Consider the following 20,851-nt stretch of genomic DNA (forward strand, 5'->3'; position numbering starts at 1 on the left):
GCTCTTTATCGAGTTCCGCTCAACCCATGGGCAAGTGATCTTTCCCGGGTTGAATATTGGCCGACAGCAGGCTTTTGGAACCGTTCACCAGTGTGAAGAGATCGGTGGAGCCTACCGAAGTCGGCAGCGCGAACTGCTCGCCGTACATGTAGCCGCAACGGGCCCCGGTGGCTCCGTTGACACAGCGGATGAAATGCGCGACCTTCTCAAACCGGCCCAGATCGAACTGCGATTCATAGGTTTGAATTGCCTGCATTTTCTGTTCGAAGGTGTCCGAAATATCGATGATGAACGTCCCTTGCCAGCTACGCTGCTCGGCTTCAAAGGGAAAAGGAGCATAAACCAGGTGTGGCACTCGATAGGGTGCGGTTCCTTCGAACTGGTCGTCCCATTTGGTTAACTGGGAATAAAAGCGCGCTGCTTCGATCAGCAAGTGTCCCTGATGATGATCGGGCGATGCTGCCGGGGTTCGGCCGGCCGATCCGATGACGATCTGCGGCCGATATCGGCGGAATAACGTAGCCAATTTGAATCGATTGGCCGGTTCATCCATCAAGATGCGATTGGGCAGATCCAGATTGATTCGCATCGGCACGTTAAGGATTTCGCGAGCTTTTTCCGCTTCGCGGGCCCGAATCTCCAGGCTACCGCGCGGCGTCGGCTCACCGGAAGTCAGGTCGATGATGCCGACCTTATATCCCTGTTTGACCAGTTTTGCCAGCGTTCCTCCGCAGAGGATTTCCAGATCGTCCGGGTGCGGGGCGACCGCAAGAACATCGTAGCTGTCAGGCTTTGCCGAATCGCTCATAGACGCTTTCCAGATAATTCCGATTTTTGAGTTGGGGGCCTACCCATATCCCGATTAGACTATGGCCCGTTATACCGGAGGCGATCTTTGATGAAGCAAGATTCCGCGGAACCGCACCAACTCCATCGAGTACTCGGGCCCTGGATGGCGACGGCCATCGTCATTGGAACCGTCATCGGTTCGGGGGTCTTCAAAAAGGCGCAACCGATCTCTCAGGGCATTCCCCAGGTGGGTTTGGCTCTTTGCGCTTGGGTGCTGGTGGGCTTTCTGACGCTGATGGGGGCGCTGGCCCTGGCCGAAGTCGCCATCGTTCATCCCAAAGCAGGCGGCAATTACGTTTTCCTTCGCGAAAGCTACGGCCGAATGTTCGGCTTCCTCTGGGGCTGGGTCGAACTCTGGTTCATCCGGGCCGCTTCGGTGGCAGCATTGGCCTGGATTTTCGCGGAATCGTGCAGCGATGTCATCGATGCCTTGTTTCGCGTTTCCCCAGAACCGGTGGTCGGCATCCTCGGTAAGTATGCCATCACTATTGGAGTAATCGTTTTACTCGGAGCGCTGAATGCGCGAGGCACGTTATTAGGAGGTCGCATTCAAGTAATCATCACGGCAGTCAAAGTGTTTTCGCTCGTCGGGATCGCGGTGATTCCACTAATATTGTTTCTCATCGGCTACCAGGGCGAAGGAGCTCCCAAGCTGGATCGCTTGTATCCCCTTTTTCCGGAGTCTTTCTCCTGGGCCCAACTCAGCGGCTTTGGGGCGGCCATGGTCGGCATTCTCTGGGCGTACGACGGCTGGATGAATATTGCACCCATTGCCGGGGAAGTCACCAATCCGAGCCGAAATCTGCCGCGGGCCGCGGTGGCGGGCGTGCTGACTCTTATCGCTCTCTACGTCACTGTGAATCTGGCTTACTACCTCACCATTCCTGTCATGGATATTGTGAATCTCCCCAAGGACCGCATGACGGCCGGTGAGTATGCCATGCGAATATTCGGCTCAGTCGGATTGATGCTCGCCTCGATCTGCCTGATGATTTCCGTGCTCGGTGCCTTGAACGGCAACCAACTCGTCGGACCCAGACTGCTCTTTGCCATGGGTCAGGATGAACTGGTGCCGGGGATTTTGTGCCGGATTCATCCGCGCTACAATACTCCAGCCAATGCAGGCGTGACGCTCAGTGTCATTTCGATTGTGATAGTTCTGGCAGGCAGCTACATCAAGCCGAATGGCAAGGCGCTCTTCGATGTGATCACCGATTTTTCGATGTTCGGGGCGATCTCGTTCGGTTGCCTGGCCGTCGGTTCCATCTTCGTGGTACGGAAAAGATTTCCGGTGGCCACGCATCCGTTGCCCTACCGCTGCCCAGGCTATCCGTTACCCCCCGTGCTTTACATCGTGTTTATGATTGGCGTGATCGCGAATATGTTTGTAACGCAGCAAAATGAGGCCGTCGCAGGAGTGATTCTCATCGCGGTGGGCGGGTTGATTTACTTTGCAATATTTCGAAATAAGCCGGTCGCCGTGCAACGACCGGCTTAAGAATTCATTGTCGATCAAGGCGTTTCGACGGTCACAGCCACCACGATCGGGGCCGTTTCGTCCCGGCCTTTTACCAGCTCGATATTCTCGATGACCGCATTCGATTTCGGCGTCACCGAGAGGTATCGAATCTGTTGGCTGGGAACTTTAAATGCCAGTTTGGAGTTGGGGACATCCACCACGCGGATGTAGTCGGCCATTTCCTCGCCGTTCTTCAACGGATGATCTTCGACTTTGCCATCTTTGTAGTGCAGCCGAACGATCATCGAAGTTGAACCCTTCGCGCCATACGGGTAACCCCAGCCGCTGATACCGCCGAGGATGTGAATGCTTCGAGCGGCGGTGTTACAGGCCAAAGAGACCGACTTGGGCATGTTCGGCGTCTTGAGTCCGTTGGGGCTATTGAGTAGCACGATGTTTCTCTTGCCGTCGGTGGGATCGACCAGCACGAACGGTACACCGTTGAAGGTTTTCGGTTTCCAGTCGCTGAAGGTTAAGCGCTCGGCCATACCGGCATCGTCAAAGAACATGCCTTTGATGCTGCAAGCGGTGGCCACACGATCCAGCGGCAGCGGGACGAATTTTCCTTTTTCCGTCAGGAACTCGAGCAGATTGGCGAATTCGTCGGCGTTCATCTGCTTTTCGAACCCTTCGGGCATCAGCGATTTATTCGAAGTCGTGATCTCTTCGATGTCTTCGCGAAGGATTGTCTGCTTCTTGGCCTGGGCATCGATCAATTCGACCGAGGTCTTGGTTTCCGAAGCCAACAAACCATTCAGCACCGTTCCCGCCGCGGTCTTCACCGTGTACATGCGGTAGTTGCCTTCGACGCTTCGACTCGGATCGAGGATGTGGACGATCAGTTCTTCCTTCGGATGGACCGACATACCGGTCAGATCGGGTCCGACCATGTTTCCTTCACCGTTGATGCGGTGGCAGATGGCACAATGTTTGGTGAACATCTGCTTACCTATCTTGGAGTCGCCGGCTTTCTTGGTGGTGAACATCCACTCGTCGATGACTTTCTGCCGGTCGGCGTTGGGGATGCCGCCGCCGGAGGCCAGCAGTTTCTTCGCGCGTTCGGCAATCCGCCGATCCGCATTGTTTGCCAAATTCTGCTTCTGATCCAAGCTGAGTTCGGAGATGGAGATTTGCTGTTTCTCCATGGCGGTCAACAGATCGAGTGTCAGATTCTTGCGAGCGATGATTTCCCGAAGAGCCGCCCCCTTGAGGTTGGGCGACCAGGAATTGAACATTTTCAGAACCGTGCCAGTCGCTTCCGAGGAATTCTGCAGCACCGATTCCACCACGGCTTGCGAAACCACCGGAGGAGTCCGCGGCGTAATCAAACCCAGCAGTTTTTCGATCGATTTCGCATCCGAGCGAGTCAATTGCACCAGTTGACGAACGGCGGCCACGCGCTGGTTGTCCGGGGCTTTTTCGTCTCCGGCGATTTTGAAACCGGCCTCCGTAATCTCCGCGGATTCCTTGTCGAAAATCGTCGATTCGCAAAGCTGGGCGACCTGCAACAATTGCCCTTTGGTCTGGAAGTTAACCTTCTGGTAGAGCTGCTTCAGGCTCTTCACCTGAACCTCGCTCAAAGTCACTCTGCCCTTCTTCGTCCAACCTTTAATCGCGGCCTGCAGATAGCTGTTGACCAGTTCGGAAACCTTCGGCCAGGTCTTTTCGTCGATCTTGGACTCCAGCGAAGAGAGCGCGTCCAGAACTGAACTCCCCTTTCCACTGCGGGCCATATGTTCGGTGACAATACCCAGGATTTCCGTGGGGGAGAAATTCAGAGGTTGCTTGGCCGCTGCGTCGAACAGAGCCGTTACGAAATGAGGAGCGTGAGTCGCGGCGGCCGCCGTGCTGGCGTCCCGCAACCAGCGATCACCCGAATTGAGCGGATTCTCAAGGAACTGTACAAGGGCCTTGCCCGCCGCGGCGGAGGGAGGCATTTCGCTGAGGGTCAGCAAAGCGGCCAGACGGACCTGAGCATCCGAGTCTTCCAGAACATTGCTTTCAAGCAGTTTGTTCAGGCCGGCTTCCGTGCGGGGTAACAACTGAACTGCTGCCCGGCGGACACCCGCGGCGGGGGAAGTCAAAGCCGCGAAAACCGCTTGCTGGGTTTCAGCGGTGTCGAGGGCGTTCAAGCCTTCTAAAGTCCACAGAGCGTGCATGGAGCCGGCATCAATCCCGATTTCATCCGGCTTGGGTGATTTCAAAAGTGCCATCAGTTGAGGAACGACGTCCTTCTGGCCCCGTTCCACCAGAAGTCGCTGAGCGTGATTTCGCCAGAACATGTTGGAATTTCGCAGCGTTTCGACCAGCTTCTCCGGAGTTGCACCTTTCAGGGTGAAGGCTACTTCTGACTTGGCATTTTTTGGAACCACGCGATAGATGCGGCCCAGCTTCTTGTCGCGCAGGTCTGTCTCATAAGCGCCGCCTTTACCGGTCGTCCAACCGACTGGCGTAGGGTTGTGCTGAACGATGAAGTTGTACCAGTCGATGTACCAGACGCTTCCATCCGGGCCGACCTCGGCCATGATCGGGGCCGTCCACTCATCGTTGCTGGCAATCAGATTCCAGGAGTTCTTGGAAACGTAATCGCTTCCCTTGGGGGAGATCTGGAAGGTGGAGATCACGTGGCCGGTCGGTTCGGTGACGAAAGCGACTTTATCCCAGTAGTAGCTGGGGTAATTGCGGGCCGTGTAGAGCGCGTGCCCGGCGGCGGCGGTATGACCGCCGTGCCAGTCGACCTGGCGGACATTTTCCGTGATGGGATGGATTGGGGCATTACCAGCAATCCCGCTGAGAACGCTGGAAGACCAGCCGAGTACCCGTTCGTAGTAGCGATTGGCAATCGGCATGTAAACGCTGGGATTGCCGTTCGCGGTCGAGCCGAAAAGAACCCCTTCTTCGGAGAGACCGATACCCCACGAGTTGTTATTCGTGCTGCGCAGAAACTCGAATTGATTGGTGTCAGGCTTGTAGCGATAGAAGCCCTGGCCGAAACGGAAATTTTCGCTGCCGATGGTGCCGTTGAAGCCCGAGTAACCGACCATGCCGTAGATCCAGTTGTCCAACCCGTAGTGCAGGTTGCTGGGCCCGGCGTGGGTGTCGTTAGTATGCCAACCGGTAAAGAGCACTCGGCGTTCATCGGCGTGTCCGCTTCCAGTGTTATCCTTCAGGAAAAGGGTATCGGGTGCCTGATGCACGATCACACCGCCCCGATGGAAAATCAGGCTGGTGGGAATACTCAATTTATCGGCAAAAACGGTGATCTTGTCGGCCACTCCCTTACCGGTGGTGTCCTCACAAATCACGATCTTATCACGGCCCTGTCCCTTGGGTTGCAACTCGTTCGGGTAATCGTAAGTCAGTGCCACCCAGAGTCGGCCCTGTTCATCCCAGTTCATGCAGATCGGCTTGCCGCCGAGCTTTTCTTCGGAGACGAAGAGCTTGATGTCGAAATCATCGGGATGAACGACGTGCTTCACCGATTCTTCGGGAGAAAGCGGCTTCTGCATCTTGTTCAAAGGTTCGCGTTTTTCGCCGGCTTTTTTGCCGGGAGGATAAAAGGCCACTTTGGCCGGTACGTATTCAAATGGTTTGAGATCGTTGGGAAGTTCGGTAATTTTGGGTTTTGCATCGGCTTTGGGAAGGGTCGCGGGATCGAGACCGACGGCCCAGTAAACGCCTCGGGCCACCAGTTGCTGGAAGCCTTCATTGCTCCAGGTACGGTCGTCATGGCCCCAGGCGGTATAAAACACGCGGCCTTTGCCTTGAGTACGAGTCCAAGTCCAGGGTTCCTTGCCAGAACCTTCGGGGTGATATTCCAGAACCGTCCGATTTTTTTCGTTGTGTTTGTGGTGAACGTAGGTTTCATCCCAGCTTTCGAAGGGCTGGAAGCCTTTCATGATGGGATGGTCGGGCAGGGCGATTTCGGTCTTCAATATCCCGGTACCGTGTCGTTGGAATTGAGCCCCAACGAGTTCAATGTACTTCGGTGAATTGAGGAAGCAGTAGGAACCGCAGTGCAGGCAGATCAGGGCTTTGCCATTCTCGACATAGTTGATCAGGGCCGATTCCTGTTCCTTGCTGATCTTCTCCTGATTGGCATAGATCATGATCGCATCGTACCGGCTCAACGTCTTTTCATTCAAAGAATCGACGGAATCGGTGTACACCAATTCGATTCCCATCTTTTCCAGGACCGGAGCCAGCGTTCGATAGCGCTCGGCCGGTTGGTGATGGCCGTTGTCACCCAGGAAAAGGAGGGTGAGTTTTTTCGGCGGTGCGGCTTGGCCGCTGAATCCTATCGCCAGGGCAGCGATGCAGAGACAAGAGAGTAAACGCTTGATCATTTCTTTTGCTCGCAACAGAATATCCTTGCGTATTCAGTATCGCAAAGACAGAGTAGACAATTGATAACTATAGTACAGTAAAGCAGTCAAACTTTACATTGCATGCAGATGAAAAATTTAGGAATGTTTCCGTTTTGAACGCTTGCATGCGATAACCGCAGTCCGAATCCTTCGATCACCGAGGTAGAAACTTGTCCGCTTGCAAATCCTCTCTTTTCGCCTTCCTATTGTCCACGATAGCAGTACTGCTCTGCAACAAGAATGTTTCGCAGGTTACGGCGGCGGAACCCAAGTTCGTTAAAGAAGATCGCCTGGTGCTTCAGCTAGTCGCCAGTGATCCCGACATTGTGACCCCGACTGGTATCGCGGTCGATTCTCAGGGACGAATCTGGGTCATCGAAAATCATACTCATCAGCGCCCATCGAACTACAAAGGGCCGGCCACGGATCGCATCCGGCTCCTGGAAGATTTCGAACCGAAGACGGGAAAAGCCAAGAAAATCACAACGGTCTATGAGGGTTTCAAGAATTCGATGGGGCTGGCTTTCAGTCCGGAAGGCCGGTTATTCCTGGCTACTCGCGCGGCCATTTTGGAACTCGTTCTGTCCAAGGAAGGTAATTCGGTAGTTGAGAAAAAAGAGATTCTTCGCCTGGAAACCAAGGGCGACTATCCGCATAACGGCCTCAGCGGTTTTGCATTCGATAGCGTTGGCCACATGATTTTCGGACTGGGAGAAAATCTCGGCGAGAACTACTCCATCGTCGGCAGCGACGGCAAGAAATGGAACGGCGGTGGCGAAGGAGGATCCGTTTTTCGCTGTAAGCCGGATGGTTCGAATTTGGAACGAGTCGCCACCGGTTTCTGGAATCCCTTCGCCCAAGCATACGATACCGCCGGGCATCTCTTCATTGTGGATAACGATCCGGATGCTCGCGGCCCCTGTCGATTGGTGCATGTCATCGACGGAGGAGATTACGGTTATCGCTTCCGTTATGGACGCAAAGGTTTGCATCCGTTCGTTTGTTGGAATGGGGAACTCCCCGGCTGCCTGCCGATGGCGGCCGGCACGCTGGAAGCCCCATCCGGTCTTTTGTGTTATCAGCATGGGTTGTTACCGCAGGATTATTACGGCAAACTTTTCTCGACCTCCTGGGGCGATCACGTCATTGAAGTGTTTGAAACCAAACCCAAAGGATCGAGTTTCGAGGCAACTTCGCGAATTCTGGTGAAAGGGGATGAGAACTTCCGACCGGTGGGAATTGTGCAATGTCCCGATGGTACGCTGGTGTTTTCCGATTGGGTCGATAAGTCCTATCCAGTGCACGGCAAAGGAAAGATCTGGCGCCTGGCCCCGAAATCGGAGAGTCGTTTTTCACCGAAAATTATCAACGATCAGACCAATAATCTGGTGTTGAAGCGGCTGATGAACGATGAGGACAAGGTCGTTCGGGAACTGGCCGCTCGGGAGATGGTGAAGAGAGGTGGTGCGGATCGCGATGTGGTCATTAAAGCGCTTTCGGACAAAACCCGTCCGCGCGCGGCCACGGCCAGCCTCCACGCTTTGTTTAGTTCCACGCAGAAGGAGCGAACCGAAATTCTGGGGGCGATGCTGACCAACACCCCGGTTCAGGCGGAAGCTCTTCGGCTCTTGCAATTCGATCCTAAATTAAGCGAAGCCATGCGGCCCTCGCTGATGCCGTTGTTGGTCGCCAAGCCGAACCCGGAAGTCAGCCGGGAAATCCTCGCGGCGTTAACGGATAATTTTGACCTGCTGGTTGCACTCGAAGAGAGTCGCAGCGAGGATCCCTTCGTACGTGCAACCGTCATTGATCTTTTGGACCGATTAATGCCGATGCCCCAGCTGGAGTCGCTCGTCACATCCAGCACCACCGCCCAGGACCCGAAAAGATTGACGGCCGCTCTAGTTGCTTTCCAGCGAAAATTGGCCAAGGGAGCAGAAACCCAGGCAGATCTCTCGGCCTTGTTGACGCATGCCGATCCTGTCGTTCGGCAGACGCTGGTTCGCATTATTGCGGAGCAGAAACTATCGGCCTATTATCCCAAGCTCAGCGATGTGTTGAGTGTCCAGCCGGTGACGCGCGAACTGGTGGAGACTTTTGTCGCCGCAGAGAATTGGATCGCGTTCAAAGAGCCGGTGATGCGAAATGAATTCGATGCTTCCGAAGGTGTGATTCGCTATCTCGAGGACACTAAATATCCGGAGAATATTCGGGCCCAATTTCTGAAACTGGCTGATCCTAATGCACCCAAACTGAAAACTGCTACTCTCGTGAAATGGGCCGGTTCCTCGAAGCCGGATATTCGATTACAGGCTGTGAAACTGCTCGCCATCAGGCAAGATCACGAAGCCAAAGCTTATTTTCGAACACTCTATACCGATGCCCAACTCTCAAAAGATTTAAGGAGTTGGATGGCCCTGGGCTTGGCGAATGCGAATAAGCCGGAGGATGTTGGTTGGCTTTTGAACCAGTCGCAATCGGACATTTCGCTCGAGGCCGTGCGTTCGCTGCAATCTTTGAAACTCGATACCAAACAAAAAGCATCGGTGCTGGCCGATCTCAGCAAATCGACCGCAAAAGATGTGGAGTATGCTGAAGCACTCGTCCGTTTCGCCAAGCATCAGGGCCTGTCGGAAAAGGTCGATGGATCCGTACTCGAAAAAGTCCCAGGTCGGCCGAAAGCCGTCACCGATCAGTCCGGTTGGGAGAAAATTCTGGCCGGGTCGGGAGATCCCGCGGCCGGGGAACGCCTATTCTTCCATCCCAACGGGCCGAAATGCTATAGCTGCCATCGGGTTCAAGGCCGGGGCGCCATGATCGGACCTGAACTCTCACAGATCGGTGGAGCGTTGAAGCGGGAAAAATTGATCGAATCGATTCTGCAGCCGAGCAAGGAAATTGCCCCTTTGTTCACGGCCTGGCAGATCACCACGGTCGATGGCAAATCGCGTTTGGGACTGATTATCAGCGAGAATTTTGACAGCACCGTCAGCATCGCGGATGGTAACGGCAAGATCGAGCGGATCCCGAAGCTGGATATCGAAGATCGTAAAGCTTCCACGAAATCGCTGATGCCGGATGGACTGGAGCAGTTGATGACCCTGAAGGAGTTTCGGGATCTGATTGCCTATCTGGAGTCGTTGAAATAGCTATCAGCTATCAGCTATCAGCTAATGAAATGGTTGGCATTTGTCACAACGATCATTGAAAATTACTTGGCTGAGCGTTGAATCTGAAAGCTGCGACTACATTATCTTAGCTGACCGCTGACCGCTGAAAAGGTTTCTCTAATGAGTTCGGTACCTCTCAAAAATATTCTGAAGCTCGTAGATCCCAAACAAACCACGGAGATTCGAAGATCGGCGATTGTCGTGCTGGGAGAATTGGGCCAACGGGAAGGAGATACTTCCGAGGCCATCCATGAATGCCTACGAGATACGGATCAGGGGATTCGCCTCGCCAGCATCGTCGCGATTGGCCAGCTTAAGATCGATGCCGCGTTGCCTGAATTGCTCGAAAAAATCAAGCATGGCGGACTCGAGAGCGAACTGGCGGCGGACGCCGTGGCCAAACTCGGTGTCAAGGGGCGGAAGGCCTTGCAGGACTTGATGGGGAAGGTGGCACCGGGTCTGAGGAAGTATATTGCTTCTTCTCTGGCCGCAAGTGGGGCGGATCGAGCTGATGCGGATGCGTTGAAAATCCTTCAGGATAAAGACCCGGCCGTAGTGGAAGCGGCTCTGGGTTCGATGATGGGAAGTATTCCTAACCTGGGAGCTTCACAAAGGAAAGCTCTGGCCGATCAACTGATCGAATTGGTTTCCAACAAAAAGCAGCCGATCGCGACGAGTATGGAAGCGGCGGCATTGAAATTGTTGGCGGTTTTCGACGATCCGCGAATCGGCAAAATCTTGTGGGAGCGCGTACAGCCTGGGCGTAACCCCGACATTCGCATGGCGGCCTTGCAATCGATCGGCAAATTCACCACTTCACCGAACAAAGAACAGTTGGCGATATTGTTTGGCTGTGCCTGCGAACCTGATTTTCGCATGGCGGCCCCGGCCTTGATGATGCTGAAAAATGTCAAAGTCACTGACAAATCGCTGAACGATTGGCTGGTACTGTTCAAGGCGGTCGATTCGGCCACCCGGCAATTTGCGATGGATAAGCTCGAGGGATTCGATACGCCTGAGTTGGCCGGGGCTTTGCTTCCGTTAATTCGCAGTTCGGATCGCAAGTTCGCGGAAGCGGCGACCCGGAAACTAACCGAGCTGGAAAGCGGGCGAAAGCTTCTTTCCGAAGCTCTGCTGGAAGCGGAAACGCCCGATCAATACTGGCAATATGCCCGCATGCTGGTGCCGATTGCCAAACAGTACCCGGCCAGATGGCGGGATACGGTTTTCAAGAAGCTCACTAAGTATATCGAGGAGAATGATCGCCGGGCCGATTCGCTTGTATTTCTGATGGGCGAGACCGATGCGGGCGATCTGCGCGAGCGACTGGAAACTTTTGCCGTCGAACTGCGCAAGAAAAAAGCCTACGAGCGAGCTTATCCTTTCCTGAGAACGCTAGCCCGCGATCCCGCTTGCGGCATGTCGGCCCGCTTTGAACTGGCGACGGTTGGTTTGAAGCTTTCCGCGAAAGATTTCAGTGAAGATAGTCGCGCCAAAGATACCTGTCTCCACAGCTTTTCCACACTTTTGCAGCATCAGCAGAATGACGAGGAAATTTTCCAGCAACTCGAAAAAGTGAAATGGCTGGAACCGGAAGATCTGTACTATCTGGGCTTCCATTTTGCGGATCACGAAGCCCGGCACAAAAAGTTCGCCAGCCTGGTGCTGAAACTGGTCGTCAAGCGATCGCCCAAATCGAAGCTGGGGCAGAACGCCAAAGCCAAACTGAAAACTTCCGGCTTACAATGACGCCTGGTAGCCAAACTCGGTTAAAATGAATTGGGATTAGCAATCCCGTTGACTCGCGAACGAAATCCCATGAACTATTAGCATGGCTTCTGATAAATATCTCCGGCCCGAAGTGATTCGGCAGGTCAGCCGTCTCGACCTGCGTGCCAAGTTCATTGTTGAAGGCTTCCTCAGCGGGTTGCACGGCAGTCCGTTCCAGGGCTTTTCGGTCGAATTCAGCGAGCATCGCAAGTACGTCCCCGGCGATGACATCAAGGATCTCGACTGGACCGTCTATGCGAAAACCGACAAGTACTATCTGAAGAAATTCCAGGCTGAGACGAACATGACCGGCTACCTGGTCATGGATCTTTCGGCCTCCATGGCTTTTACCTATCGGCAGGAGTTGACCAAGTTCGATTATGCGATCTGTCTGGCGGCCGCGCTGGGTTATCTGATGATTTACCAGCAGGACCCGGTCGGGCTGGTGACATTCGACAAGAAAATACAGACCATTCTGCCGCCCAAAAGCAAGCGCACTCAGTTGGGCACGATTCTTTCCGTGTTGTCGAATCTGAAACCCAGTGGTGAGACCGATATTGCGGGTTCACTGCATCAACTCGCCAGTCTGATCAAAACCAAGAGCCTGATCATGATCTTCAGCGATCTGCTGACCGATCAGGACGCGGTGATGAAGAGTCTCTATCGTTTCCGGCACTCCGGCCATGAAATCATTCTCTTTCATATCCTGGATGAGGCGGAGGTGCATTTCCCTTTCGAAGGATTGACCGAGTTCGAAGACGTGGAATCCTCAGAGAAACTGGTGATCGACGCCCGGGGAATGAAATCGGACTATCAGGCCGCGATCAAGGAATTCCAGGCGGGCTACAAGGAAGAGTGCAATAAGGCGAATATCGACTATGTGCCGATAGATACGAGCATCAGTTTCGACAAAGCGCTGTTGGAATATCTTATTCAGCGAACGAGAAGGTTCTAGAACTCCTCGATTCCTGGGTTATGATAATTTCCTTCGTAGCATTGCGGACCTTCCCACTTTCTCCGTGACTTCCCGAACCTGTCGAACTAGAAATAAACTAACCTACCGAATCGCCCGAATCGCACGACGAGGTGAGTGATCCATGGCTTCTGATAGCACTCTGTCTGCCAAGGTGCACGACGCAAAAGAGGCGCTCGACAAACAAGTTCGAGAGATAGTGCAGTGGCACTTTTCCCCCGATACTGGAACGCCGTTCTGGCTCGAGAAAGCAAAATCGTTCAAATTCAATCCGCTGAAGGATATCCAGGGATTTGCCGATTTGAATCTTTTCGATTTATTCGAAGACGACTGGCTGCGGGCGGCCCCGGGATCGGACATCACCAAGTGGGTGCCGCGAGCTTATCTGGGTAAAAAACCGGTCTACGTTTTCGAAACCGGCGGCACCACCGGGATTCCCAAGAGCCGCATCGTTGTGGAAGATCACTGGATCGACTACGAGCAGATGAGCGATACTCTGCCCGATGAGCATTTCCCCAAGGGGTCGCACTGGCTGATGCTCGGGCCATCCGGACCGCGCCGTCTGCGATTGGCCATCGAACACCTGGCCCAGCACCGCGGCGGCATCTGCTTCTGCGTCGACCTCGATCCTCGCTGGGTGGTGAAGTTGCTCAAGGATCGCAAGATCGACGAGGTGCAGCGCTATAAAGACCATTGCATCGATCAGGCGCTGACGATTCTCGCCGCCGGGCACAACATCAAGTGCATGTTCACGACGCCGAAGCTGCTGGAATCTCTGGATGCCGCGCTTCGGGCCGGTAAGCTGGAAGAGAAGCGACGGGCGATTGGCCATCCGGTTCCGGAAGGAAGCCTGCGTTCGATTCCCGACACGGGCATCACCGGGATATTCTCCGGTGGAACCGAATTCACTCCGCAATTCACGCGTGAAGCGATGGAAGAAATGCTGGAGAACAAGGTTTACATGACGCCGACTTATGGTAACACGCTCATGGGCCTGGCCTGTTCCAAACCGGTCGGGCCGCACGACGGTTACAAGATTTCCTACTACGCTCCGCAACCGCGGGCGGCGATTCAAGTCGTCGAGTTCAACGATTACACGAAAGTGGTCGATTACGGTCAGACCGGTCGTGTGCTGTTGACTACTCTAACGAAGGAATTCTTTATGCCCCGCTTCCCGGAACGGGACGAGGGAGAACGGGAAATGCCGTTCGATAAGTTCCCTTGGGATGGGGTTTCCGGTGTGCGGCCGTTCCACGAAATTGCGACCCAGACGACTGTCGGGGTCTATTAAAAGTGAGACTCGAAGCTTGCCAGAAATCTATCTGGCGAGCTTCCTTCGCCGTTTGACTATTCCTTCTGTTTTTCCAGTTCCACCATTTCGATGATTTCTTCCACAGGGATCCAGACCAGCATCTTGGGGAAGGTTTCCTTGGTCACGTTGTAACCCACAACTTCCCGTCCTACTAAAAATACCCGACCCGCAATTATCTTCATGTCAATTTGATTCAAGGTGGTCATAACGTTCTTAGAATGAACGTACACGACTTTGTCGATGAACGGATTGGCAGGCTGCGCTGCCTGCGGAGGAGCCTGTCCCCCGGCAGGTAGGATCAGAAAGCCGCCGGCGGCCACCAGGGCCAGGACCGAAAACACTACGATATTACGTTTGCTCATGACTACACCTCGCTTGGGTCTATTAGCGGATAATACCCAGGGAGGCTTTGTTCTGTCAATCGTGAGATGATTGGTTAAACTAGTCTCATACTTCGAGCCCCGGAGACTTGTTGATGTCGTCGCTGCTTTACTTCCTGGTTTTCATTCAGTCTCAGCCCGAAGAGCCCGGCGTCCAGAAAGCTGAAGCTCTAGTCCGGCAACTGGCCGATCCTTCGTTTCTGAAGCGGGAAGCGGCCTCGCGCGAACTGATTGCGCTGGGGAGTTTGGCAAAACAGGCGGTGCAAAAAGGGGGGCTGAGTCGGGATGCCGAGGTGCGTGATCGCTGCCGTATCATTTTCCCGCAGATACTGAGTCTGGATATCAAGCAGAGATTGAATCGCCTGGAAAAACTTGAGGGAAATGTTGCTCAGATCGATTTGCCGGGTTGGAAGAGACTGACGCGATTGGGAGGTTTGGACGACAAGGCCCGAGCCAAGTATTTGGCGGTTCTCCGTCAGCATATCCCGGAAATCATCTTGCTCGAAAGCGATCCCCGGGCATTCGTCAACCACTACGAATCTCGCCTGATGTCCCTGCACGATTTTAATGGAGAAGCCATCCGGGGATTCCGCGAAGCGGCCTATCAGGTCGAATTGAATTTTGCCACCGATGAGTTGATGTTCTGGCTGATCACCCTCTCGGACGAACGGGCGCTGAAGCAAACGGAGCGGCAGGACGATAAGCGGTATGGTCATCTGAAACTGCTTCTGAAGCAATTAACCTTCATGCGGCACTGGATCGACAAGGATCGCAACACTCTGACCGAAGCTCTGCTGGTCGCCACACTGGAAGAATTCGTCTCGGACTCCGCCGATTCTGGAATTCTGTTTTTCGGCTTCGATTTGCTACAAAAGCGGCCACTCTCGCGCATGGCCGATCTCTCCGCCAGCATTTTGAAGCGACACATCAAGAATAGCGACCTGAACTTAAAAGCCCTGAGTACTCTGGGTCGATTCGGACACCCCGATCACCTTCAGGTTCTCGAAAAATTCCTGCTGGATAGTTCCACGCTCGCAAGCGGCTACTATCCCGGTTACATCACGCAGTATCGCGACTTCGCACTGGCCATGGCCTTGCGCATTCAGAAACAGCGCCCCCAGCATTTTGGCTTCGCTCTGGATGTCAATTCGCCAGAGCCTAAAGCGATGTCTTACGGCTTTAAGGAGGAAGCGCAGCGGCAGAAAGCCTTCGAAATGTATGGCGACTTTCTTCGAAAATGACAATCAGGATTTCCGCGACACGACTACCAGTCCGGCTAAGATTAACGCCGTGCCGATGGCTACCCGCAAAGTGATTTTTTCGCCCAGGAGCAACCAGGCCAGCAGCACGGCCACGACGAAGCTTCCCTTGTCGATTAAGGCAATCGTTGAAACCTCTCCCAGTTGTAGCGCTTTGTAATAAAAGATCCAGGAAATGACCGTGGTGGCCGCAGAAAGGCCGAGCCACAGGTAATTTCCTTTGGTGAGTTGATCGAATTCTGATCGGGAAACCGTGAGTGCTGCAAAACCGAGAACGAAAACGCAGACGAACGCCGTGCGGACCGAAAGCCCGAGTTCGCTGCCGATACCCGAGAGGCCTTGTTTGGCGATTACCGAAGTAAAACCGGCGAAAATCATGGAGATGATCGCATAAAGAATCCATCGTTCCATCGCTGCTTCCTTTATCCCTGGCCAGGTCACGGACGAACTGCTTCTGATTATAGCCAACAAAATTGGTCCACTTGGTAAGGTTGACAAAGTGGGTAGAGCGGGAGATTCTCTTTGGCCGACAGGCTATCGAGCTTTTATCCTACTACTAATAAATTTCAACGATTGATTGTACATCCCAGACGCAGGAATTAGGACATGTCGGACAATCTGTTACAGCGGAGTGTCACCACTGCAGTAGCCCGTAACCTGGCGAACACGACGAAGACATCGCCGAAGATGACGTCGATCACGCCGCGTTGGCTGTTGAGTTTATTGCCGTGGGTTCAGGTGGACGGGGGCACGTACCGTGTGAATCGTACGAAGGTGGAGTTATCGAAGGCGGCGCGTATAGGAGTGGATGTGTCTGGGGGAGTGGCGTCGTTTGCTCCGGAGTCGTTGCGGGGTGTTCCGTTGTTTTCGGGTTTGCCGGACGGTGTGGTGAGTCGTATGGCGAGTCGATTCAAGACGGAAGAGGTATCGTTGGGTAACAAGTTGATAGTGGAGGGTGAGGACCGGAGCAAGTTTTTCATAATAGCGCAGGGTCAGGTGGAGGTATTGAGCAAGGGTATTCACGGGAGTGACTTGCGAATCGCGTTATTGTCGGATGGGGAGTATTTTGGGGAGAGCGATTTGGTGTTGGACAATCGTCCGTCGGATGTGACGGTACGTACGACGACGCCGTGTGTGTTGGTGACGTTATCGCGTAAGGATTTGGATGGGGTGTTGGAGGAGTCGGGGAATTTGCGGGAGGATTTTAATCGTGCGATCAAGGAGCATATGGATTTGCGTTCGACGGTGAATCGTTATGGGGAGCGGAACATAGATTTGGTGAGTGGATTTGCGGAGAACGTGGAGATACCTGAGACGTTTGTGGATTATTCATCGAGTCCGCGGGAGTATTCGTTATCGTCGGTTCAGACGGTGGTGCGTGTTCATACGCGGGTGTCGGATTTGTACAACGGTCCGTTCAATCAGTTAGAAGAGCAGATGCGTTTGACGATCGAGGGTATTAAGGAGCGTCAGGAGTGGGAGTTGATCAACAACAAGAAGTTTGGATTGATCAATTCGGTGGATCCGGCGATGCGTATCAGTACGCGATATGGGGCACCGACGCCGGACGATTTGGATGAGTTGTTGGCGTTGGTGTGGAAGAAGCCGGCTTTTTTTCTGGCTCATCCGAAGGCGATAGCGGCGTTTGAGCGGGAGTGTACGTGGCGGGGTGTTCCCCGGTGACGATGAATTTGTTTGGGACTCCGGTGATCAGTTGGCGGGGTGTGCCGTTGGTTCCGTGCGACAAGTTGGAGATGAAGAGTCGTTATCAGTCGAATCAGTGGTTTGGTACGACGAGTATATTGTTGGTGCGGGTGGGTGAGGCGGACCAGGGTGTGGTGGGTCTTCATCAGGCGGGGATACCCGGGGAGATCATGCCGAGTCTGTCGGCTCGATTGATGGGTTTGGACAGTTTGGGAGTGGCATCGTATCTGTTGACGCTGTACTTTTCGTGTGCGGTGCTGACCGACGATGCGTTGGGCGTTCTCGAAAACGTCGAAGTCGGATACTACCACGATTACGAACATCGCAAAAATGGATTCGAACACGGGCTGGGAATCTAATTTCCCCTTATTCTTCTCAAAGCGAACACAACTCTAGAGGTGCATGCATATGTCTGATGGTCTTCTGCAACGGAGTGTCACTACTTCCGTGGCCCGTAACCTGGCGAACACGACGAAGACATCGCCGAAGATGATGTCGATCACGCCGCGTTGGCTGTTGAGTTTATTGCCGTGGGTTCAGGTGGACGGGGGCACGTACCGTGTGAATCGTACGAAGGTGGAGTTATCGAAGGCGGCGCGTATAGGAGTGGATGTGTCTGGGGGAGTGGCGTCGTTTGCTCCGGAGTCGTTGCGGGGTGTTCCGTTGTTTTCGGGTTTGCCGGACGGTGTGGTGAGTCGTATGGCGAGTCGATTCAAGACGGAAGAGGTATCGTTGGGTAACAAGTTGATAGTGGAGGGTGAGGACCGGAGCAAGTTTTTCATAATAGCGCAGGGTCAGGTGGAGGTATTGAGCAAGGGTATTCACGGGAGTGACTTGCGAATCGCGTTATTGTCGGATGGGGAGTATTTTGGGGAGAGCGATTTGGTGTTGGACAATCGTCCGTCGGATGTGACGGTACGTACGACGACGCCGTGTGTGTTGGTGACGTTATCGCGTAAGGATTTGGATGGGGTGTTGGAGGAGTCGGGGAATTTGCGGGAGGATTTTAATCGTGCGATCAAGGAGCATATGGATTTGCGTTCGACGGTGAATCGTTATGGGGAGCGGAACATAGATTTGGTGAGTGGATTTGCGGAGAACGTGGAGATACCTGAGACGTTTGTGGATTATTCATCGAGTCCGCGGGAGTATTCGTTATCGTCGGTTCAGACGGTGGTGCGTGTTCATACGCGGGTGTCGGATTTGTACAACGGTCCGTTCAATCAGTTAGAAGAGCAGATGCGTTTGACGATCGAGGGTATTAAGGAGCGTCAGGAGTGGGAGTTGATCAACAACAAGAAGTTTGGATTGATCAATTCGGTGGATCCGGCGATGCGTATCAGTACGCGATATGGGGCACCGACGCCGGACGATTTGGATGAGTTGTTGGCGTTGGTGTGGAAGAAGCCGGCTTTTTTTCTGGCTCATCCGAAGGCGATAGCGGCGTTTGAGCGGGAGTGTACGTGGCGGGGTGTTCCCCCGGTGACGATGAATTTGTTTGGGACTCCGGTGATCAGTTGGCGGGGTGTGCCGTTGGTTCCGTGCGACAAGTTGGAGATGAAGAGTCGTTATCAGTCGAATCAGTGGTTTGGTACGACGAGTATATTGTTGGTGCGGGTGGGTGAGGCGGACCAGGGTGTGGTGGGTCTTCATCAGGCGGGGATACCCGGGGAGATCATGCCGAGTCTGTCGGCTCGATTGATGGGTTTGGACAGTTTGGGAGTGGCATCGTATCTGTTGACGCTGTACTTTTCGTGTGCGGTGCTGACCGACGATGCGTTGGGCGTTCTCGAAAACGTCGAAGTCGGATACTACCACGATTATCAGCACCGGATGTCTACTCCAAAATAATTCACCCCAACTGAGAGCGGCACCATGAACGAAATCACTCCGGATTTGATTGCTTCGATTGCCAGCCGGCTTTACAACGAGTTGCCGGGGGCGAATACTGTCCCCAAAACCGAGTCGGATCTGCAGGGAATCGCTTCTCAGGGAGCGTTACCCACATCTCCTGTGGGCGATTTGAAAGCGCCCCCGACCATGCCCGCATCGATCCTGCCAGCCATGCAGATGCCGCAATCTCCGAACCTGCCGAGTCTTCTTGAGGCGTTCCGTCCGATGCCGGAAAGCTATGCAATGCCGGTTCCGGAAGTGCAGCATGCCCCCAAAAATCCCGAAGGTTTGAAGGCCTTCGTTCAACGCGTTCAAATGACCGGAGTGCGCAAAGATTCGGGCCAGTGCAATTCCGACCTGGGAGATGGAATTGTTGCCAAGCTCTTCGATCCCCGAGTCCTCAATACCGGTTCGAGCCGGCCGTTGGATGTGGTGGCCATTCGCAAGGATTTCCCGGTCTTGCATCAGAAGATCCACGGCAAACCGCTGGCCTGGCTGGATAACGCCGCGACGACTCAGAAACCCCAGAGCGTCATCGATGCCATCTCCCGTTTTTATGCCAACGACAACTCGAACATTCACCGGGGAGCCCATACCCTCGCCGCCCGGGCTACCGACGCTTACGAACAGGCCCGCCAGAAGGTGCAGACTTTCCTGGGAGCTTCCAGCGCAAAAGAAATCGTTTTCGTTCGGGGCACGACTGAGGGAGTGAACTTAATCGCTCAAACCTACGGCAAGAAATTTTTGCAGCCGGGCGATGAAATCGTTTTATCCACGCTCGAGCACCACGCGAACATCGTTCCCTGGCAGATGATCGCCAAGGAAAAAGGGGCGATCATTCGAGTCATTCCGGTCAACGACCGCGGCGAAATCATGCTCGAGCAGTATCAAGCGATTCTCGGGCCGAAAACCAAATTGGTGGCTCTCACTCACGCTTCCAATAGCCTCGGAACGATCCTGCCGGTGTCGGAAATGACGCAACTGGCCAAGCGCTATAACGCTCGGGTGCTGATCGATGGAGCCCAATCGGTTTCGCACATGCCGGTCGATATGCAGCAACTGAACTGCGATTTCTTCGTATTCTCCGGCCACAAGATTTTTGGTCCAACAGGTATCGGTGCGGTGTACATCAAGGAAGAATTGCACGAGATGCTGCCGCCCTGGCAAGGGGGCGGCAATATGATTCGCAACGTGACGTTCGAAGAAACCACCTACAGCGATGCCCCGGCCAAATTCGAAGCGGGTACGCCGAATATCGCGGACGCGGTCGGACTGGGGGCGGCTCTCGATTACGTCAATCGCATCGGCCTGGTCAACATCGGCCAGTACGAACACAAACTTCTGGAATACGCGACCGAAAAATTGTCGCACATTCCCGGCCTGCGATTACTGGGCACCGCCAAGGACAAAGTGAGTGTGATCTCTTTCGTGTTGAAGGATCGCAAGACGGAAGAGGTAGGCCGAATGCTCGATCAGGAAGGAATTGCCGTGCGGGCGGGGCACCACTGTGCCCAGCCTTCGCTGCGCCGATTTGGTGTGGAAAGCACCGTACGGCCTTCGTTCTCTCTTTATAATACGATGGAAGAGGTCGATCGATTGGTCGATGCGGTGCGGCGAATTCAACGAGTTTAACTCAAGCTGAATGGAGTCCCAGT

Annotated in this window: 12 protein-coding genes and 1 pseudogene; 9 read left to right on the forward strand and 4 right to left on the reverse strand. The window is 54.1% G+C overall.

Annotated elements, in window-relative coordinates:
* Positions 1-19: 19 nt before the first annotated feature.
* Positions 20-808, reverse strand: coding sequence for a PIG-L family deacetylase (locus KIH39_RS01660; protein ID WP_213497541.1), 789 nt, complete (start codon positions 806-808; stop codon positions 20-22).
* A 90-nt stretch (positions 809-898) separates the two neighbouring features.
* Between KIH39_RS01660 and KIH39_RS01665 the strand changes: the two genes are divergently transcribed.
* Entirely contained in the window at positions 899-2,347 is a 1,449-nt protein-coding gene (locus tag KIH39_RS01665; RefSeq protein ID WP_213497542.1) for an APC family permease, read from the forward strand.
* Positions 2,348-2,361: 14 nt separating this feature from the next.
* On the opposite strand, the gene KIH39_RS01670 is transcribed toward KIH39_RS01665, so the two are convergent.
* Positions 2,362-6,714, reverse strand: coding sequence for a PVC-type heme-binding CxxCH protein (locus KIH39_RS01670; protein ID WP_213497543.1), 4,353 nt, complete (start codon positions 6,712-6,714; stop codon positions 2,362-2,364).
* Between the two features lie 191 nt (positions 6,715-6,905).
* On the opposite strand from KIH39_RS01670, the gene KIH39_RS01675 reads away from it, so the two are divergent.
* The 4 genes from KIH39_RS01675 (at position 6,906) to KIH39_RS01690 (ending at position 13,939) form a co-directional block, all read left to right on the forward strand.
* Positions 6,906-9,884, forward strand: coding sequence for a PVC-type heme-binding CxxCH protein (locus KIH39_RS01675; RefSeq protein WP_213497544.1), 2,979 nt, complete (start codon positions 6,906-6,908; stop codon positions 9,882-9,884).
* A gap of 141 nt (positions 9,885-10,025) precedes the next feature.
* Complete coding sequence (locus KIH39_RS01680) at positions 10,026-11,654, forward strand: HEAT repeat domain-containing protein (RefSeq protein WP_213497545.1); 1,629 nt, start codon at positions 10,026-10,028, stop codon at positions 11,652-11,654.
* Positions 11,655-11,736: 82 nt separating this feature from the next.
* Positions 11,737-12,630, forward strand: a complete 894-nt coding sequence (locus tag KIH39_RS01685) for a DUF58 domain-containing protein (RefSeq protein ID WP_213497546.1) — start codon at positions 11,737-11,739, stop codon at positions 12,628-12,630.
* A gap of 142 nt (positions 12,631-12,772) precedes the next feature.
* A complete protein-coding gene (locus KIH39_RS01690) occupies positions 12,773-13,939 on the forward strand; it encodes a hypothetical protein (protein WP_213497547.1) in 1,167 nt (388 codons plus the stop codon).
* Positions 13,940-13,995: 56 nt separating this feature from the next.
* Here the strand turns inward: KIH39_RS01690 and KIH39_RS01695 are convergent, their stop codons facing one another.
* Positions 13,996-14,322: a hypothetical protein gene (locus tag KIH39_RS01695; RefSeq protein ID WP_213497548.1), complete on the reverse strand. Its 327-nt coding sequence runs from the start codon at positions 14,320-14,322 to the stop codon at positions 13,996-13,998.
* Between the two features lie 113 nt (positions 14,323-14,435).
* On the opposite strand from KIH39_RS01695, the gene KIH39_RS01700 reads away from it, so the two are divergent.
* Entirely contained in the window at positions 14,436-15,581 is a 1,146-nt protein-coding gene (locus KIH39_RS01700; RefSeq protein WP_213497549.1) for a hypothetical protein, read from the forward strand.
* Between the two features lie 3 nt (positions 15,582-15,584).
* Here the strand turns inward: KIH39_RS01700 and KIH39_RS01705 are convergent, their stop codons facing one another.
* Positions 15,585-16,010 carry an EamA family transporter gene (locus KIH39_RS01705; protein ID WP_213497550.1) on the reverse strand — a complete coding sequence of 142 codons (426 nt, stop codon included), beginning with the start codon at positions 16,008-16,010 and terminating at the stop codon, positions 15,585-15,587.
* 276 nt (positions 16,011-16,286) lie between these two features.
* Here KIH39_RS01705 and KIH39_RS26765 point away from each other — a divergent pair.
* The 3 genes and pseudogenes from KIH39_RS26765 to KIH39_RS01725 all read left to right on the forward strand — a co-directional run bounded on the left by KIH39_RS26765 (position 16,287) and on the right by KIH39_RS01725 (position 20,828).
* Positions 16,287-17,662 (forward strand): annotated as a pseudogene (locus KIH39_RS26765) (family 2B encapsulin nanocompartment shell protein).
* Positions 17,663-17,711: 49 nt separating this feature from the next.
* Entirely contained in the window at positions 17,712-19,154 is a 1,443-nt protein-coding gene (locus KIH39_RS01720; protein ID WP_213497553.1) for a family 2B encapsulin nanocompartment shell protein, read from the forward strand.
* A 24-nt stretch (positions 19,155-19,178) separates the two neighbouring features.
* The gene (locus KIH39_RS01725; RefSeq protein ID WP_213497554.1) at positions 19,179-20,828 is read left to right on the forward strand and encodes a cysteine desulfurase; all 1,650 of its coding nucleotides are present in this window, start codon (positions 19,179-19,181) and stop codon (positions 20,826-20,828) included.
* The last annotated feature ends 23 nt before the right edge of the window (positions 20,829-20,851 follow it).

The organism is Telmatocola sphagniphila, assembly GCF_018398935.1.
Lineage (GTDB): Bacteria > Planctomycetota > Planctomycetia > Gemmatales > Gemmataceae > Telmatocola > Telmatocola sphagniphila.

Bases quoted from the DNA above. Each gene is read 5' to 3' on its own strand.
- KIH39_RS01695 (WP_213497548.1), bottom strand. From the start codon at position 14,322: ATGAGCAAACGTAATATCGTAGTGTTTTCGGTCCTGGCCCTGGTGGCC.
- KIH39_RS01700 (WP_213497549.1), top strand. From the start codon at position 14,436: ATGTCGTCGCTGCTTTACTTCCTGGTTTTCATTCAGTCTCAGCCCGAA.
- KIH39_RS01690 (WP_213497547.1), top strand. From the start codon at position 12,773: ATGGCTTCTGATAGCACTCTGTCTGCCAAGGTGCACGACGCAAAAGAG.
- KIH39_RS01720 (WP_213497553.1), top strand. From the start codon at position 17,712: ATGTCTGATGGTCTTCTGCAACGGAGTGTCACTACTTCCGTGGCCCGT.
- KIH39_RS01725 (WP_213497554.1), top strand. From the start codon at position 19,179: ATGAACGAAATCACTCCGGATTTGATTGCTTCGATTGCCAGCCGGCTT.
- KIH39_RS01705 (WP_213497550.1), bottom strand. From the start codon at position 16,010: ATGGAACGATGGATTCTTTATGCGATCATCTCCATGATTTTCGCCGGT.
- KIH39_RS01660 (WP_213497541.1), bottom strand. From the start codon at position 808: ATGAGCGATTCGGCAAAGCCTGACAGCTACGATGTTCTTGCGGTCGCC.
- KIH39_RS01680 (WP_213497545.1), top strand. From the start codon at position 10,026: ATGAGTTCGGTACCTCTCAAAAATATTCTGAAGCTCGTAGATCCCAAA.
- KIH39_RS01685 (WP_213497546.1), top strand. From the start codon at position 11,737: ATGGCTTCTGATAAATATCTCCGGCCCGAAGTGATTCGGCAGGTCAGC.
- KIH39_RS01665 (WP_213497542.1), top strand. From the start codon at position 899: ATGAAGCAAGATTCCGCGGAACCGCACCAACTCCATCGAGTACTCGGG.
- KIH39_RS01670 (WP_213497543.1), bottom strand. From the start codon at position 6,714: ATGATCAAGCGTTTACTCTCTTGTCTCTGCATCGCTGCCCTGGCGATA.